The sequence below is a fragment of the Pseudomonas sp. GW456-L12 genome, from assembly GCF_059424045.1.
In genome coordinates, this window is the sequence record NZ_JBWKZA010000003.1 from 246,473 (window position 1) to 259,490 (window position 13,018).

Here is a 13,018-nt window from a genome sequence, read left to right on the forward strand (position 1 = left end):
CCTCGCGCTCATGAAAGCCCACCGATGAAAAAAGGGGCGCCCCATGCGCGCCCTTCCCTGGATCGCCAGGGTCAGTTCAGCGTCGAGCGCACAATCCGTACCGGAACCGATTTGTAGGACGGCGTCCCGCTATCCACGTCGATGTAATCCAGCGGCACCAGCTGGTTGGCTTCGGGGTAATAGGCCGCGACCGAGCCCGGGGAAATCTTGTATTCGATCGCGGTGATTTTCTCGTAGCGCAGCTTGCGCCCCTGGGTGACCGTCTCGATATCCACCAGGTCGCCATGGGCCAGGCCACGGGCATCCAGGTCCGCCTGATTGATGAACAACACGTCGCGCCGGCCGAATACCCCGCGATAACGATCGTCCATGGCATAGATGGTGGTGTTGTACTGGTCATGGCTGCGAATAGTGATCAGGCGCAGGACGTCCGCGCCATCGACCACCTTGTCTTCATGCAGCCCGGGAAAGACAAAGAACTCGGCCTTGCCCGAGGGCGTGAGCCATATGCGCTCGGTGGGCGGCAGCGGCATGCGGATGCGCTGGTTGAACGCCTCGAAGCCGGGCACCGTTTTCTCGATCAGGTCGCGGATCTTGTCGTAGTCGGCGACCAGTTCCTGCCAGGGCACCTTGCTGCCTGGCAGCGTGGCCTGGGCAATGCCGGCCACTATCGCCGGTTCCGAGCGCAGGAACTCGGATGCCGGGGTCAGCTTGCCGGCCGATGCGTGGACCATCGACATCGAATCCTCGACGGTGATCGACTGGCGCATCCCGTCCTGTACGTCCAATTCAGTGCGCCCCAGGCAGGGAAACAGATAGGACTCCCTGGCGACCAGCAGATGGGAGCGATTGAGCTTGGTGCCGATATGCACGCTCAGGTCGAGCTTGCCCATGGCCGGAAAACACTGGCCCGGATCGGGCAAGGCGACGGCAAAATTGCCTCCCAGGCAAATCAGCGCCTTGGCCGTGCCCGCGATCATGGCCTGCATCGCTTTTACCGAATCGTGGCCGTGGGCCGCTGGCGGCTTGAAGCCGAATACTTTCTCCAGCCTGTCGAGAAATGCCTTCGACGGCTTCTCGGTAATGCCCACGGTCCGGTTGCCCTGGACATTGGAATGGCCGCGCAACGGGCAAATGCCCGCGCCAGGCTTGCCAAAGTTACCGCGCAACATCAGCAGGTCACAGATCAGCCGGACATTGGCCGTGCCTTCGTTGTGCTGGGTGATGCCCATGCCGTAGGTGACGATGGTGGCGTTGGATTTTGCGTAAGCGGCGGCGACCTTTTCCAGCTCGGCCTGCTGCAGGCCGCTGGCCTGTTCTATATCGGGCCAGGCCGTGGCGTGCAAATCGGCGACCAGCTCGTCGAAACCCTGGGTGTGCTGGGCGATGAAGTCATGGTCGAGGACTTCGCCCACCGTCCGCTCCAGCTCCAGCAGCGCCTTCATGATCCCCTTGATCGCCGCCGCGTCGCCTCCGGCTTTTACCTGGAAGTAGGACGAGGCGATCCGGGTGGAGCCGTAAGTCGCCATTTCAATCATGTTCTGCGGATCGGCAAAGCGCTCGAGCGCGCGTTCGCGCAGGGGGTTGAAGACCATGATCGGCACCTTGCGCCGCGAGGCCTCGTGCAGCGTGCCCATCATGCGTGGGTGGTTGGTGCCGGGGTTGTGGCCGATGGAGATGATCAGTTCGCAGGTATCGAAGTCGTCCAGCGACACCGTGCCTTTGCCGATACCAATGGATCGCGGCAACCCGACGCTGGTCGGTTCGTGGCACATGTTGGAACAATCGGGAAAGTTGTTGCTGCCGTATTCCCGGATGAACAGCTGGTACAGATAGGCCGCTTCATTGGAGGCCCTGCCAGAGGTATAGAACTCGACCTGCTCCGGTTGCAGCCCCCGGAGTATCTCGCCTATTCGTGCGAACGCCGCCTCCCATTCGATCGGCTGGTAGGTGTCGCTGGCACGGTCATATACCAGGGGATGGGTGATACGTCCCAGGTCCTCCAGCTCGTAATCGCTGCGGTGCAACAACGAGGCGACCGGATGATTGGCGAAGAAGTCCGGGGTGACCCGTTTGTTGGTCGCCTCCCAGGTCACCGCCTTGGCGCCGTTTTCACAGAACTGGAAGGTGGATTTGTGCTCCTTGTCGGGCCAGGCGCAGCCTGGGCAGTCGAAGCCATCAGGCTGGTTGGTGCGCATCAGGGTGATGGGCGCTTTCAGCGTATCCATCTGCTCTCTAACCGCTGTCGCGGTGGCCTTGAGCGCCCCCCAGCCGCCAGCGGGACCGTCGTAGTTACGAACACCGGGTACCTTACGTCGAGTCGTCATGATCGCTCCCCATACGCCCCCTGCCCTGTAGACGAGAGTCGTTGGTTGCCTGGGATCCGCCGCCATGGCGGCATTCGGTAACGACCTACCGACCCAAATCGGGGGACGGTAGATGTCACACCTGAACAGCAAAAAAGACACGCAACCCAGAACCGGGTTTGAGGATTTGAAACCTTTGAATCAACGACGAAGGGTTGCGCTTGAATCTTTCACCCTGAGTTAAAACCTTAGTGGTGTGTCCCCGCCTGTCAAGGCAACCAATAGCTGGCAAATCAGGTAGTTACTTATCATTCGTATTAATTCGACAGCCCGTCACTCACCTGGACCCAATGCTCACTGTGCCGCCACCCGACGGCGCAAGCCCAGGCTCCAGCCCTGCTGCATGCCGGCCGCCGCCAGCAGGATGGCGATCACGCCGATCCATTGCAGCAGTTCCAGGCGATGGCCGAAGGCGAACCAGTCGACGAAGATCGCCGCGATCGGATAGATGAACGACAGCGCGCCGGTCAGCGCGGTCGGCAGTTTCTGGATCGCGCCGTACAGCAGCACGTACATCACCCCGGTATGGACGATGCCCAGGGTCAGCAGGCTGGCCCAGGCCTCCGGTGCCGTGGGCAGCGCGGAGAGATTGGCCCAGGGCGCCAGCAGCAACACCCCGGTGCAGACCTGGATCAACGCGATCAGGTGCGGCGGCGTGCCGGTCAGGCGCTTGATCAAGAGCGCGGCGAAGGCATACAGCAGGGCCGCCCCCAGCGCCAGGGCGATTCCCAGCAGATAGTCATTGCCCGCCGCGCCCTGCTCGCCATGGGCGCTGACGATCGCCAGCATCCCGGCGAAGGAAATGCTCAGCCAGAACAGTTTCTGCGCGGTGATTTTCTCGCCGAGGAACAGCGCCGCGAGCCCCACCAGCATGAACGGCTGGACGTTGTAGACCGCGGTGCCGATGGCGATCGAGGCCCGGGAATAGGAGGCGAACAGCAGCACCCAGTTGCCGACGATGGCGACACCGCTGAGCACGGCGAGGAGAAAGGTGGTGCGCGTCAGGATGCCGGGGCGCAGAAAGCCGAAGCCGGCACAGATCAGCAGCAGGGTCGCGGCGCCGAACATGCAGCGCCAGAACACCACGTCCAGCACCGGCTGCCCGGACACCAGCACGAACCAGCCGATGGTCCCGGAAATCAACATGGCGGCGGTCATTTCCAGTGAACCGCGGCGTAACAATTTGTCCATGATCACTCTCCTCAACAAGAGCCAAAAGTATGACAATCGGCTCCTGCCCCGCTCAAGACTCAACGGTAGGCTAAAATCGGCTTACACCTTTTTTATCAAGGTATTTCTTAGGTTTTACCTAATGAGGCTGACATGATCGACGAAATTGACCAGGCGCTGATCAGCGCCCTGATGGAAGATTCACGCCGTTCGCTCAAGGCCCTGGCGCAGATCAGCGGACTGTCCTCGCCCAGCGTCGCCGAACGCCTGCGACGCCTGGAAGAGCGTGGTGTGCTCAAGGCCTATACCGTCGAAGTCGACCCGAAGTTCTTCGGCTATCAATTGCAGGCCATCGTGCGCATCCGGCCGCTGCCGGGGAAACTCCAGGAAGTCGAACGACAGATCCTGGCCATCCCCGAGTTCACCGAATGCGACAAGGTCACGGGCGAGGACTGCTTTATCGCCCGCCTGCATGTACGCGACATGGAGCAACTGGACAGCCTGCTCGACCATCTCAACAGCTGCGCGGAAACCAACACCGCGATCGTCAAGAAAAGCCCGGTGAAACGGCGGTTACCGCCGATGGCGTAATGCCTGGGCTCACACACGGCGTTTGCCCCCGGCACCCAAAAACTGGCTAGACTCAGGACCTCATCGACGAAGGATTCGCACCGTGAAAACCTCTTTTCTGTTGCTGGCGGCATTGATGCTTTCAGGTTGTGGAACCATCGATACCGTCTTCAGGGAGGATGCGGTGGCCAGCGAGAAACTCAAGGAGCGAAAAACCTACTGCGGTGGCGTCCCGCGTATCTACAGTGGCGTGACTTACGATTTCTGCAGCCTGCACGCCCCTGAGCCAGAGAACGGCGCAACTCATACCGGCCCGGCCTCGAACCAAGCCATGCTGCTCGACATGGCCGTCTCAGGCGTACTCGACACCTTGCTGTTGCCCTACACCATCTATCAGCAACAAACCGATGGCAGCCTGATCATTGCCGACTAGCGTCCCGGACGTTCAGATTGCAGACAACAAAAAGCCCGCCGAAGCGGGCTTTTTGTTTCAGGCTTGACGATCAGTCGTCGCGACCCATGATGCCGAACAGCTGCAACAGGCTGACGAACAGGTTGTAGATCGATACATACAGGCTGATGGTCGCCATGATGTAGTTACGCTCGCCGCCATGGATGATGGCGCTGGTCTGGTACAGGATGCACACCGAGGAGAACAGCACGAAGCCCGCGCTGATCGCCAGTTGCAGACCGCTGACCTGGAAGAACAGGCTGGCCAGCGTCGCCCCCAGCAGGACGAAGAAACCGGCGGTGATGAAACCACCGAGGAAGCTCATGTCCTTGCGGGAGATCAGCACGTAGGCCGACAGGCCACCAAATACCAGGGCGGTCATCGCAAATGCCGAGCTGACAACTTCCGCGCCGCCCTGCATGCCCAGGTAACGGTTGAGGATCGGGCCGAGCAGAAAGCCCATGAAACCGGTCAGGGCAAACGCCGACACCAGGCCCCAGGCCGAATCACGGAGTTTGTTGGTGAGGAAGAACAGACCGTAGAAACCGATCAGCACCACGAAAATGTTCGGATAACCGACCCGCATCTGCTGGGCCACGTAAGCCATCACGCCACTGAAGGCGAGAGTGAGAGCGAGTAGGCCGTAGGTGTTGCGCAGGACGCGGCTAACTTCTAGCTGCTCGGCCTGCACGCTGTTATTAACTGCGTAATCCTGTTCGCGCATGGCGACACTCCTGTTGGTTTGAAACGTTCAGTGGCAAAGATCATAACAGACGCTCTGCAACAAGCTATGTACAGAGTTTGACAGTGTGTTTCATTCAGGTATTATGGCGCCCGCAACAAAAACGGAGGTGTGGCCGAGTGGTTTAAGGCAACGGTCTTGAAAACCGTCGACTGTAACAGGTCCATGAGTTCGAATCCCATCGCCTCCGCCATATTCGTCACGCTAAAGCCCCGATTATTCGGGGCTTTTTCGTTTCTGGGGCTTGAGGATCGATGCTGCTTTTGGGAGTCCCACCGCAAAGGTAACCAGCGTCTACAGCGCAACATGGATGGTGAAAACCTTGCCGCCGTTGTTGTGCGGAGTTAATTCAAAAACTTCACAAAAATCAGCTCTGGATCACCAGGGTCAAGATTCTCCACGGTCCCGCTGTATTGATATCCAAGCTGTACCAACAATTGCCGCATGGGTGCATTGGACGTGTTGGTCGAAGTGAAGATCTTTCTGGCAGAGGAACAATGCTCTAAGTGAGCAACGATTTGCCGACCTACACCAGAACGTCTATGGGCGTTTGAGACGACTACAAGCGGGATGAACCACTCCCCGAAAAAACTTGTGTCCAAACAGCCGTAACCGATCGGGACACTGGGATCGCTCGTCTCACAAGCAACCCAGCATTCACCCGTGCCTACTACCCTTTCTATTTGTGCTCGACGGCCGTGGTCTTTTGCCGCGATAGGATCCACACGCAGCAACCATTCGATATCGCTCAAGACGGCCTGTCTGATTTGCCAATTCATGATCGCGTCCCTCCGGTCAAATTCGCCGGAGTTTACTTCAGCTTCAATGCCCCAGATGCCATTACGCTCAGCGATAGTTCTGATGGAAAGCGCAAATGCGACGATGAACTGGCTAATTGACGCTGGTTACATTGGGTACGCCAAAGGCCCAGAGCATCTACAGCACGCTATACGGCACTCGCAGCACTCCAACCCTCACTTGCTGCCAGTGCGCGACCACTGATCATCCATAGCGCCCGCTGTATTGGCGACTATCAGCGCCACGACACAGGCAAACAACGTGAACACGGCAAAGGCACCCATCACATGCAAGTAAGGCAGTGCGTACTACAGAGCACCGTCATCGTCACGGGCATAACAGTCAACAGACCTTCATGTGCAAGGAGGATGCAAAAAGCCCAGCACTCTGGCTGGGCTTCGATTATTTTCTACATGCCATCATCTTGTCGGCGAGAGTTTTGGCTCTTTCGATCAACAGGTTCTGCCTGTCTTCATGAGTGGCCTCTCCTACGACCGGTGCCGTCAGATTGCTTTCGGCAATCAACGCAGCGCAGAAGTATTGATCCCAGACTCTTTGCTCCGACGCCTGTTTGCTTACTTGGTCGGCGATCATATGGGGCTCCTTTTGACGAGGTAGCACCGCCATTTTACGCCTCAATCGCCAACAGCCCCCGCGCTAGCGGATAGCCGGCAAACGGTGTGGAACCAATTGGACCGCACAGGTTTCCGGCACCGCCTGGCAGCTATTTCACGCCAATATCCTGCGCAAAACGAAGCAGATAGCCATCGGGATCCAGGACCAGGAAATTCCTCTGCCCGAACTGTCGATCATGGCTGCGGTACCAATGTTCTTCGACAGGTCTCCTGATCGGGCAACCGGCGGCCTCAAGCGCGGAAACCAGGGCCGACACATCCGGACACTCGATGGAAAGGTTCATGCCTCGGCCATAGGGAGGCTCCAGGGGCCCTACGCGCCAGGGCGAATCGTCATGCCAGTCCTGCTCCAGCATGATCTGGCTGTTGCCAAAGGAGAGAAAGGCAAACTGGTCTTCGGGGCGATCATACTCGACCCTGAAACCCAACACATCACAGTAGAAATACAGACTCTGTTTCAGATCCGAAACGATCAGTTCCGGCACCAGGGCGTTCAACTTGAACATGTTCTTGCATCCATTCAGTTCCTTGGCCGGCCAATTTACCCTGGTTCTCTGTCATTACCGGCTTATTTAGCACTCGGCATTACCAGTCATTGAACCTTCTGCCCGCTGCCAATCTTCTTGGCCCTGTCGATCCCCCACTCAAACGCATCTTCCATGTCCAAGCCATCCGGGGCCAGGTCATTGTCTTCGACGATAACGCTGCCATCCGGCTTGTAGATGCCGATGAACATCTTGAGCGAGCCATCTCTGAGGATCTCTGACCGCACCTTGATCTGGCACCCATTCGAAAGCGTTTCACTGTAGTTCAAATGACGCTCAGTCATGGCCGCATCCCTCAGTAAATGAAATTCGAGTAAGGCACAGCCCATTCATTCATGCCAGTCGATGGGGATCCTGCATGCTCGGACACCGACGACCAACCTCCTGCCCGAAAACCGCTCAAGAATACCCCCGGACAGCCGATACCATTGGTGGCCTCAAGGAGAAATTCATGCTAATCAACTCTGTAACTATCACCATGACAGTCCCGGTAGCCTCCCCCTCCTCCCACATCGCTCCCACCGAACTCGGCAGCGATGAAGACCAAGCCGCGCCACAGGAAGGCGTCAAAGTCTTGCTCTCTCAAGAAGGAAAGGCCAAAGCCGCCGAAGAACAGAACAAGAATGCGGATATCGATGCCAGCAACCTGCCTGAGTCCGTAAAGAAGATTCTCAAGGTCATTCGCGAGATACAGGAAAAGATCCAGAAGAAAATGGAGGAGTTTGAGACGATCAAGAACGATCCGTCCCTGAGCGACAAAGAACGCGAAGCCAAGGCGCAAGGGGTCCAGGTCGAGTTGGCGGCCCTGACCAGTCAACTCACATCCAGAACCAATGATTTACGCCGGACAGAGAATGAACTGAAGCTCTCCACCGGACAGAGGAAGCTCTCCAACCACCTCGCCGCCCCCAAGGGTTGAGAGGAGATGTTGGGGGTTCGCCGACAATAAAAAGCCCCGCGCAGTGGCGAGGCCGATCCTCTATCTGTCAGCGCTTCAACCGGCAGGTTTCAGTGGCGCCGGGGCCGCCATGACATAGCGCGACATCAGGTAGGCCACCAGGCCGCCCAGCGCCGCGCCCGCCGCATCCGCCAGAAACAGCGTCAGTTGAGAGGCCGAATGCTGGTAGACCCTGCACATCGCCACCCAGGCGTTCTCCATGAAGCCGGAAGCCCAGTCCCAACCGCAGGGGTAGACCATCAAGAAGGCCAGCCCGGCGAGGGTGATCCATCCGGACAACCTGGACGGAGCCTGCGAGAAGACGAACCGGGCCAGCTGGCAGATACCGACAAAGAGCCAGGCCGCCAGCATGCTTCTCATGAATTGGTCGAATAACTCGAAAAAGGCCATGGCGCCCTACGCTGAAAAATCACCGAGCGATGATAGCCATTCGTGTCGCCATAAAAAACCCGGCGCAGCGGCCGGGTTTTCATCAATCGTTTAACGGTGCCCGTAGGCGGCCCCAGCGCCGGCCTTCCTTAACGTCCAGCGGCCTGGCAAGCTCCTGCACCCTCTTCCCCGGCTCCACCTGCGACCTGGACCAGGGCTTCCAGCAAGGCCTCGGTGTGATTGATCGATTCCCGGATCTCATCGAAGGCATCCTCCAGATCGCGCACCTTCGCTGTCGCCGAAGCGCCGCACAGGGCTTGCTGGATCTGGAACTCATCCTGCTTGAATTGCAGGACATTGGCCCGCAGGCCTTCGATACGAAGGGACAGCTGCGAGATGTGATGACGGCGACGCTGAACCATTTCCGATTCTCCTTCATGGCCCTCTTACTTATTCAGATCGTCACGCGCCGACAGATGTTCAGCGGTTCCTGACCAAAGGCACAGCGTGCCATGCCAGTGGCCAAGCCCTCAAAGCTTGCTGTCCAGCGCCACCAGCAAGGCCGCGTCCCGTCCGTAGATGTCCGGGGCATAGGACAGCTGGCCATGGCTGTCGGCTTGCGCCGTCCAGTACGTGAGCAGGATCGGTACCGGCGTCGATAGCCTGAACTCATGAGTGAGCCCGGTGCTCAGCAATTCGTCGGTGCGCACCCGTTCCGCCGGGCTCACCAGCAGATCGCGCAGCTGCAACGCATGCTCGACCCGCACGCAGCCCGAACTGAAGGCCCTTGGCCCCTTGTTGAACAGCGCCTGGCTGGGCGTGTCGTGCAGGTACACCGAGAATGGGTTGGGGAAGCGGATCGCCATCTGCCCCAGCGGGTTTCTCGGTCCGGCTTCCTGGCGCAGGAGGATATTGCCGGGGTTGTCCCAGTCGATATCCTCCACCGCCAGGGGATGCCCTTCGCTGTCGAGCACCTGTAGGTTCTGCCGATTGAGGAAGGACTGGTCGCGGCGAATTTCCGGCAGCTTGTCTTCGCGGAAAATGGTCGGCGGCACCGTCCAGGTCGGGTTCAGGGTCAGGCGCGTGACCTGGGATTTCAACAAGGGCGTCTGACGCTCGGCACGCCCCACCTGGGTCCGGGTCTGCCAGACCGGCACGCCGTCCTGATAGACGATCAACTGCGCCGCGGCCAGGTTGACCAGCAGGCTGTCGGGCTCCATGTCCTGCGCCAGCCAGCGAAAGCGTTCGAGGTTGATGCGCAGCTGTTCGCGGCGCATCTGCGGGCTGATGTTCAGTTCATTCAAGGTCCCCGCGCCGATCACCCCATCGGCTTGCAGCGAATGGCTGAGCTGGAAGCTTTTCACCGCACTCACCAGGTCGCTGCTGTAAAGGGTGTCGCCTTCGTTGGCGAGGGTGCTCAGGTACCCCTCCTTGAACAGCCGTTGCGCCAGTTCCGGCACTCGCGCGTCCTGCATCTGCGGACGCAACAGCGGCCCGCTGGGAAGGGGCTGCCAATGGGGCATCGCCAGCTGGCGCTGCTGGGCATACAGCTGGCGCAGGTTCTGATATTGCTCGAGGCTCGGCCGCGCCAGCGCGAAGGCCGCCGGGATGTCCTGCAGGCCGGGCCCGGCGATGGCAAGCACCTGTGCCTGACGATCCAGCTGTGAGGGATGGGCGTGCCACATCGGCTCGAAACGGGCCTGCGACAGACGGCCATAATGCAGGTCATGCAGGGCCTGCAGGTAATGCTGGCTGAAGCTCAAATCGGCGCACAGCGCGTCGCCCGCGAGCGCACTGGCCGGCGAACGGTAGTCGGCCGGGTCCAGGCCATCGTCGGCCAGTTGCTGCAACTGGGCCTGCAATGCCTCCAAACGTGCGCTGGACGACCAGAGCGGCTGGTCACCCTGCTGTTGGTAAAAAGCCTGTAACAGGCTCTGGGCGAGAATGTCCAGGTGCACCGCCAACCCCGGACAGGCGGCGGACAATCGAGTGAATACCTGTTGCACAGGGTTCTCATGATCGACCGGTACATCCTGAGCAGTCGCGACCAACGGCGCAGCGAGCAGGAAAAGGCTCAAGTAACATGCGTGTTTTTTGAACAACTGCTTTACTCCAATCATGGCCATCATTGTGATGGTCAACCTCGGCAGTGGCTGCGAAAAATCATCCAACCACCTGTAACCAGAACTGCCAGGAGAGCGACAGGATGTCAGGAGCCAAAGTGACTGTGGGGACACTCTAGAATGCTGACCTTCTTGCGCCGGCTCTGTCTGGCAATGACCACCCTAGGCGCGATCTGCAGCCCCGCGCTCGCCACCAACAACACGACTCCGCTGCTTTACAACAGCCTCGCCCACGCCGCTCCAGAACTCAATCCCCAAGTGCTGAAAAGTGCCTTGAGCGCCATGCAATGCGCAGTCAACAGTGGCGCCAGGCAGGCCCGGCACCTGGCGGTCATCGACTATTCGCAACCTTCCACCGCCCGCCGCCTGTGGATCTTCGACTTGAATAAAAGAACCCTGGTGCTGCGCGACCTGGTCGCCCACGGGCAGAAATCCGGGGAGAACTTCGCCACCCAGTTTTCCAATCGCATGGGCAGTTTCCAGTCCAGCCTCGGCCTGTTCCGCACCCAGGAAAGTTATGAAGGCAGCCACGGTTATTCGCTGCGCATGGACGGCCTGGAGCCAGGCTTCAATGACCTCGCCCGCGATCGGGATATCGTGATTCACGCGGCCGACTATGTGAGCCCCCTGTGGAGCCGACGCCAAGGGCGCATCGGCCGCAGCCTGGGTTGCCCGGCCGTGCGTCCGCAGGTGGCGCGCCAGGTGATCGACCGCCTCAAGGACGGTCAGTTCATGTTTTCCTGGTACCCCGACCAGCGTTGGCTGAAATCCTCACCCTATCTCAACTGCCAGCCACGCCAGGTGGCCAGCATTGTCGCCGCCAGCGGCGGTTAACCCCTTCGCTCCTTAACCGGCGGCCGAGGCCGCCGTTTCCGGCTCTTCGGGTATTTTGACGAAGATGCTGTACTTCGCCCCTTCCATCGCTTCGAAGGCGATGAGCTTGTCCACCAGCGGGCCGCTCAGCACCTTGCCGGCATTGAGCAACAGCATGCCATTGTCGGCATTCAGGTTGCGCGCCAGGGTCATACCCGGGGCCAGGTCGCGCGTTGTCAGGACCCTGACCGTCGGATCGGCCAGGGTGACATCGCTCTGATAAGCCGCGCAGACGCCGACGAAATCCTCCACCAGGTCGGGGTCGTAGAGTTTGCCGGCGTATTTGCGAATGAACAGCAGCGCCTCATCGCTGTTCATCTGCCGTTCGAGTATCAGCCCGCGTTGCAGCTCGATGAAGTCCACGGCCAGCTTGAGCCAGCGCGAGCCCAGCGGAATGGCCTCGCCCTTGAGATGATCGGGAAAACCGCTGCCGTCCCAGCGTTCCTGGTGATGCAGGATGATGCGCGCCGCGTCCTTCATCGGCTCCAGGGTCATCAGCAGCGACTCGCTCTGCTTCGGGTAGGCCCGGTACAGGTCGCGCTCGTTGTGGTGCAGCAAATCCGCGGGCGCGGTCATCATGCTGTCGGTCCAGCTCAGCTTGCCGATGTTGTACAGCGCGGCGGCCATGGTCATGTTGCGGCTGTCGGCTTCGTCCAGGCCATGGGTGATGCAATAGACGCGAATCAGCTCAATGATCTGCCGGTTGGTCTGCTTGGCCTTGGGCAAGCGCAGGTTGGCCAGCAGCGAAAACACCTCGGTACCGGTCACGTAGCTGCGCTTGAGCTCTTCATACGCCAGATCGAGCATGTCGGCGGTCTGTTGCAGCTCGGCGGTGCGCGCCGCCACATGCTTTTCCAGGGTCGAGTTGAGGGTTTTCAATTGCTCGTTCTGTTGCCGGGTCAGGGCTTCCAGACGCTGGCGCTCGCTTTCGGAATTGTGATGGGCCAGGGCCTGGCGCAGCGTCACCAGCATGTCCTCGTCGTTCCAGGGCTTGCTGATATACCGATGGATCTGCCCTTCATTGATGGCCTTGGCGATCAAGGCCATGTCGGCATAACCAGTGAGCAGGATGCGCAGCGTCGATGGATAACGCTGATGGATATGGGCCAGCAAGGTCGCGCCGTCCATGCTCGGCATGCGGGCGTCACTCATGACCACGTCGACCGGCCGTTGTTCGAGGATCTCCAGGGCCTTGGCACCGCTGTCGGCCAACAGGATGTCGTAAGGCTGGCTGCGTAACAGCCGACGAAGGCTATTGAGAATCGATTCCTCATCGTCGACCAGCAGTACCGTCGGTCTGTCCTGGGCTGCGCCCGCTGTATGTTCTTCCATGGTTCCCCCTCCCCTTTGACTTCGATCAGACCTGCCTTCTGGGACAGGCTAGATGACTTGTAGTGTTTCGGCATGAATCTGACGCC

At 59.6% G+C, this 13,018-nt stretch carries 15 protein-coding genes and 1 tRNA gene; 5 read left to right on the plus strand and 11 right to left on the minus strand.

Features of this window, described 5'->3' with window-relative positions; all coding sequences use genetic code 11:
• Nucleotides 1-71: 71 nt before the first annotated feature.
• The gene (locus AC07Y9_RS05750) at nucleotides 72-2,327 is read right to left on the minus strand and encodes an FdhF/YdeP family oxidoreductase (RefSeq protein ID WP_102679813.1); all 2,256 of its coding nucleotides are present in this window, start codon (nucleotides 2,325-2,327) and stop codon (nucleotides 72-74) included.
• 333 nt (nucleotides 2,328-2,660) lie between these two features.
• Nucleotides 2,661-3,557, minus strand: coding sequence for a DMT family transporter (locus AC07Y9_RS05755; protein WP_102679814.1), 897 nt, complete (start codon nucleotides 3,555-3,557; stop codon nucleotides 2,661-2,663).
• A gap of 132 nt (nucleotides 3,558-3,689) precedes the next feature.
• Here AC07Y9_RS05755 and AC07Y9_RS05760 point away from each other — a divergent pair, with 132 nt between their 5' ends.
• Together AC07Y9_RS05760 and AC07Y9_RS05765 are read left to right on the plus strand one after the other, a co-directional pair.
• The gene (locus AC07Y9_RS05760; RefSeq protein WP_009044531.1) at nucleotides 3,690-4,127 is read left to right on the plus strand and encodes an Lrp/AsnC family transcriptional regulator; all 438 of its coding nucleotides are present in this window, start codon (nucleotides 3,690-3,692) and stop codon (nucleotides 4,125-4,127) included.
• Nucleotides 4,128-4,209: 82 nt separating this feature from the next.
• Nucleotides 4,210-4,539, plus strand: coding sequence for a YceK/YidQ family lipoprotein (locus AC07Y9_RS05765; protein WP_102679815.1), 330 nt, complete (start codon nucleotides 4,210-4,212; stop codon nucleotides 4,537-4,539).
• 70 nt (nucleotides 4,540-4,609) lie between these two features.
• On the opposite strand, the gene AC07Y9_RS05770 is transcribed toward AC07Y9_RS05765, so the two are convergent.
• Nucleotides 4,610-5,281 (minus strand): Bax inhibitor-1/YccA family protein, encoded by a 672-nt coding sequence (locus AC07Y9_RS05770; RefSeq protein ID WP_102679816.1) that lies wholly within the window; start codon nucleotides 5,279-5,281, stop codon nucleotides 4,610-4,612.
• A 123-nt stretch (nucleotides 5,282-5,404) separates the two neighbouring features.
• On the opposite strand from AC07Y9_RS05770, the gene AC07Y9_RS05775 reads away from it, so the two are divergent.
• Nucleotides 5,405-5,492, plus strand: a tRNA-Ser gene (locus AC07Y9_RS05775).
• A gap of 151 nt (nucleotides 5,493-5,643) precedes the next feature.
• Here the strand turns inward: AC07Y9_RS05775 and AC07Y9_RS05780 are convergent.
• The 4 genes from AC07Y9_RS05780 to AC07Y9_RS05795 all read right to left on the minus strand — a co-directional run bounded on the left by AC07Y9_RS05780 (nucleotide 5,644) and on the right by AC07Y9_RS05795 (nucleotide 7,561).
• Nucleotides 5,644-6,078 carry a GNAT family N-acetyltransferase gene (locus tag AC07Y9_RS05780; protein ID WP_102679817.1) on the minus strand — a complete coding sequence of 145 codons (435 nt, stop codon included), beginning with the start codon at nucleotides 6,076-6,078 and terminating at the stop codon, nucleotides 5,644-5,646.
• A 421-nt stretch (nucleotides 6,079-6,499) separates the two neighbouring features.
• Complete coding sequence (locus AC07Y9_RS05785; RefSeq protein ID WP_007929308.1) at nucleotides 6,500-6,691, minus strand: hypothetical protein; 192 nt, start codon at nucleotides 6,689-6,691, stop codon at nucleotides 6,500-6,502.
• Between the two features lie 130 nt (nucleotides 6,692-6,821).
• Entirely contained in the window at nucleotides 6,822-7,238 is a 417-nt protein-coding gene (locus AC07Y9_RS05790) for a bleomycin resistance protein (RefSeq protein WP_102679818.1), read from the minus strand.
• An 86-nt stretch (nucleotides 7,239-7,324) separates the two neighbouring features.
• A complete protein-coding gene (locus AC07Y9_RS05795; RefSeq protein WP_172963055.1) occupies nucleotides 7,325-7,561 on the minus strand; it encodes a hypothetical protein in 237 nt (78 codons plus the stop codon).
• A 167-nt stretch (nucleotides 7,562-7,728) separates the two neighbouring features.
• Between AC07Y9_RS05795 and AC07Y9_RS05800 the strand changes: the two genes are divergently transcribed.
• Nucleotides 7,729-8,196, plus strand: a complete 468-nt coding sequence (locus tag AC07Y9_RS05800) for a chemotaxis protein (protein ID WP_102679819.1) — start codon at nucleotides 7,729-7,731, stop codon at nucleotides 8,194-8,196.
• A 75-nt stretch (nucleotides 8,197-8,271) separates the two neighbouring features.
• On the opposite strand, the gene AC07Y9_RS05805 is transcribed toward AC07Y9_RS05800, so the two are convergent.
• The 3 genes from AC07Y9_RS05805 to AC07Y9_RS05815 form a co-directional block, all read right to left on the minus strand.
• Nucleotides 8,272-8,595: a hypothetical protein gene (locus AC07Y9_RS05805; protein ID WP_173679778.1), complete on the minus strand. Its 324-nt coding sequence runs from the start codon at nucleotides 8,593-8,595 to the stop codon at nucleotides 8,272-8,274.
• Nucleotides 8,596-8,753: 158 nt separating this feature from the next.
• Nucleotides 8,754-9,026, minus strand: coding sequence for a hypothetical protein (locus AC07Y9_RS05810; RefSeq protein WP_087091596.1), 273 nt, complete (start codon nucleotides 9,024-9,026; stop codon nucleotides 8,754-8,756).
• Between the two features lie 108 nt (nucleotides 9,027-9,134).
• The gene (locus AC07Y9_RS05815) at nucleotides 9,135-10,706 is read right to left on the minus strand and encodes a L,D-transpeptidase family protein (protein WP_102679858.1); all 1,572 of its coding nucleotides are present in this window, start codon (nucleotides 10,704-10,706) and stop codon (nucleotides 9,135-9,137) included.
• 141 nt (nucleotides 10,707-10,847) lie between these two features.
• Between AC07Y9_RS05815 and AC07Y9_RS05820 the strand changes: the two genes are divergently transcribed.
• The gene (locus tag AC07Y9_RS05820; protein WP_102679821.1) at nucleotides 10,848-11,561 is read left to right on the plus strand and encodes a murein L,D-transpeptidase catalytic domain family protein; all 714 of its coding nucleotides are present in this window, start codon (nucleotides 10,848-10,850) and stop codon (nucleotides 11,559-11,561) included.
• A 12-nt stretch (nucleotides 11,562-11,573) separates the two neighbouring features.
• Here the strand turns inward: AC07Y9_RS05820 and nosR are convergent, their stop codons facing one another.
• Nucleotides 11,574-12,932 carry a response regulator c-di-GMP phosphodiesterase, NosR family gene (gene nosR / locus AC07Y9_RS05825; RefSeq protein WP_007929289.1) on the minus strand — a complete coding sequence of 453 codons (1,359 nt, stop codon included), beginning with the start codon at nucleotides 12,930-12,932 and terminating at the stop codon, nucleotides 11,574-11,576.
• Between the last annotated feature and the right edge of the window lie 86 nt (nucleotides 12,933-13,018).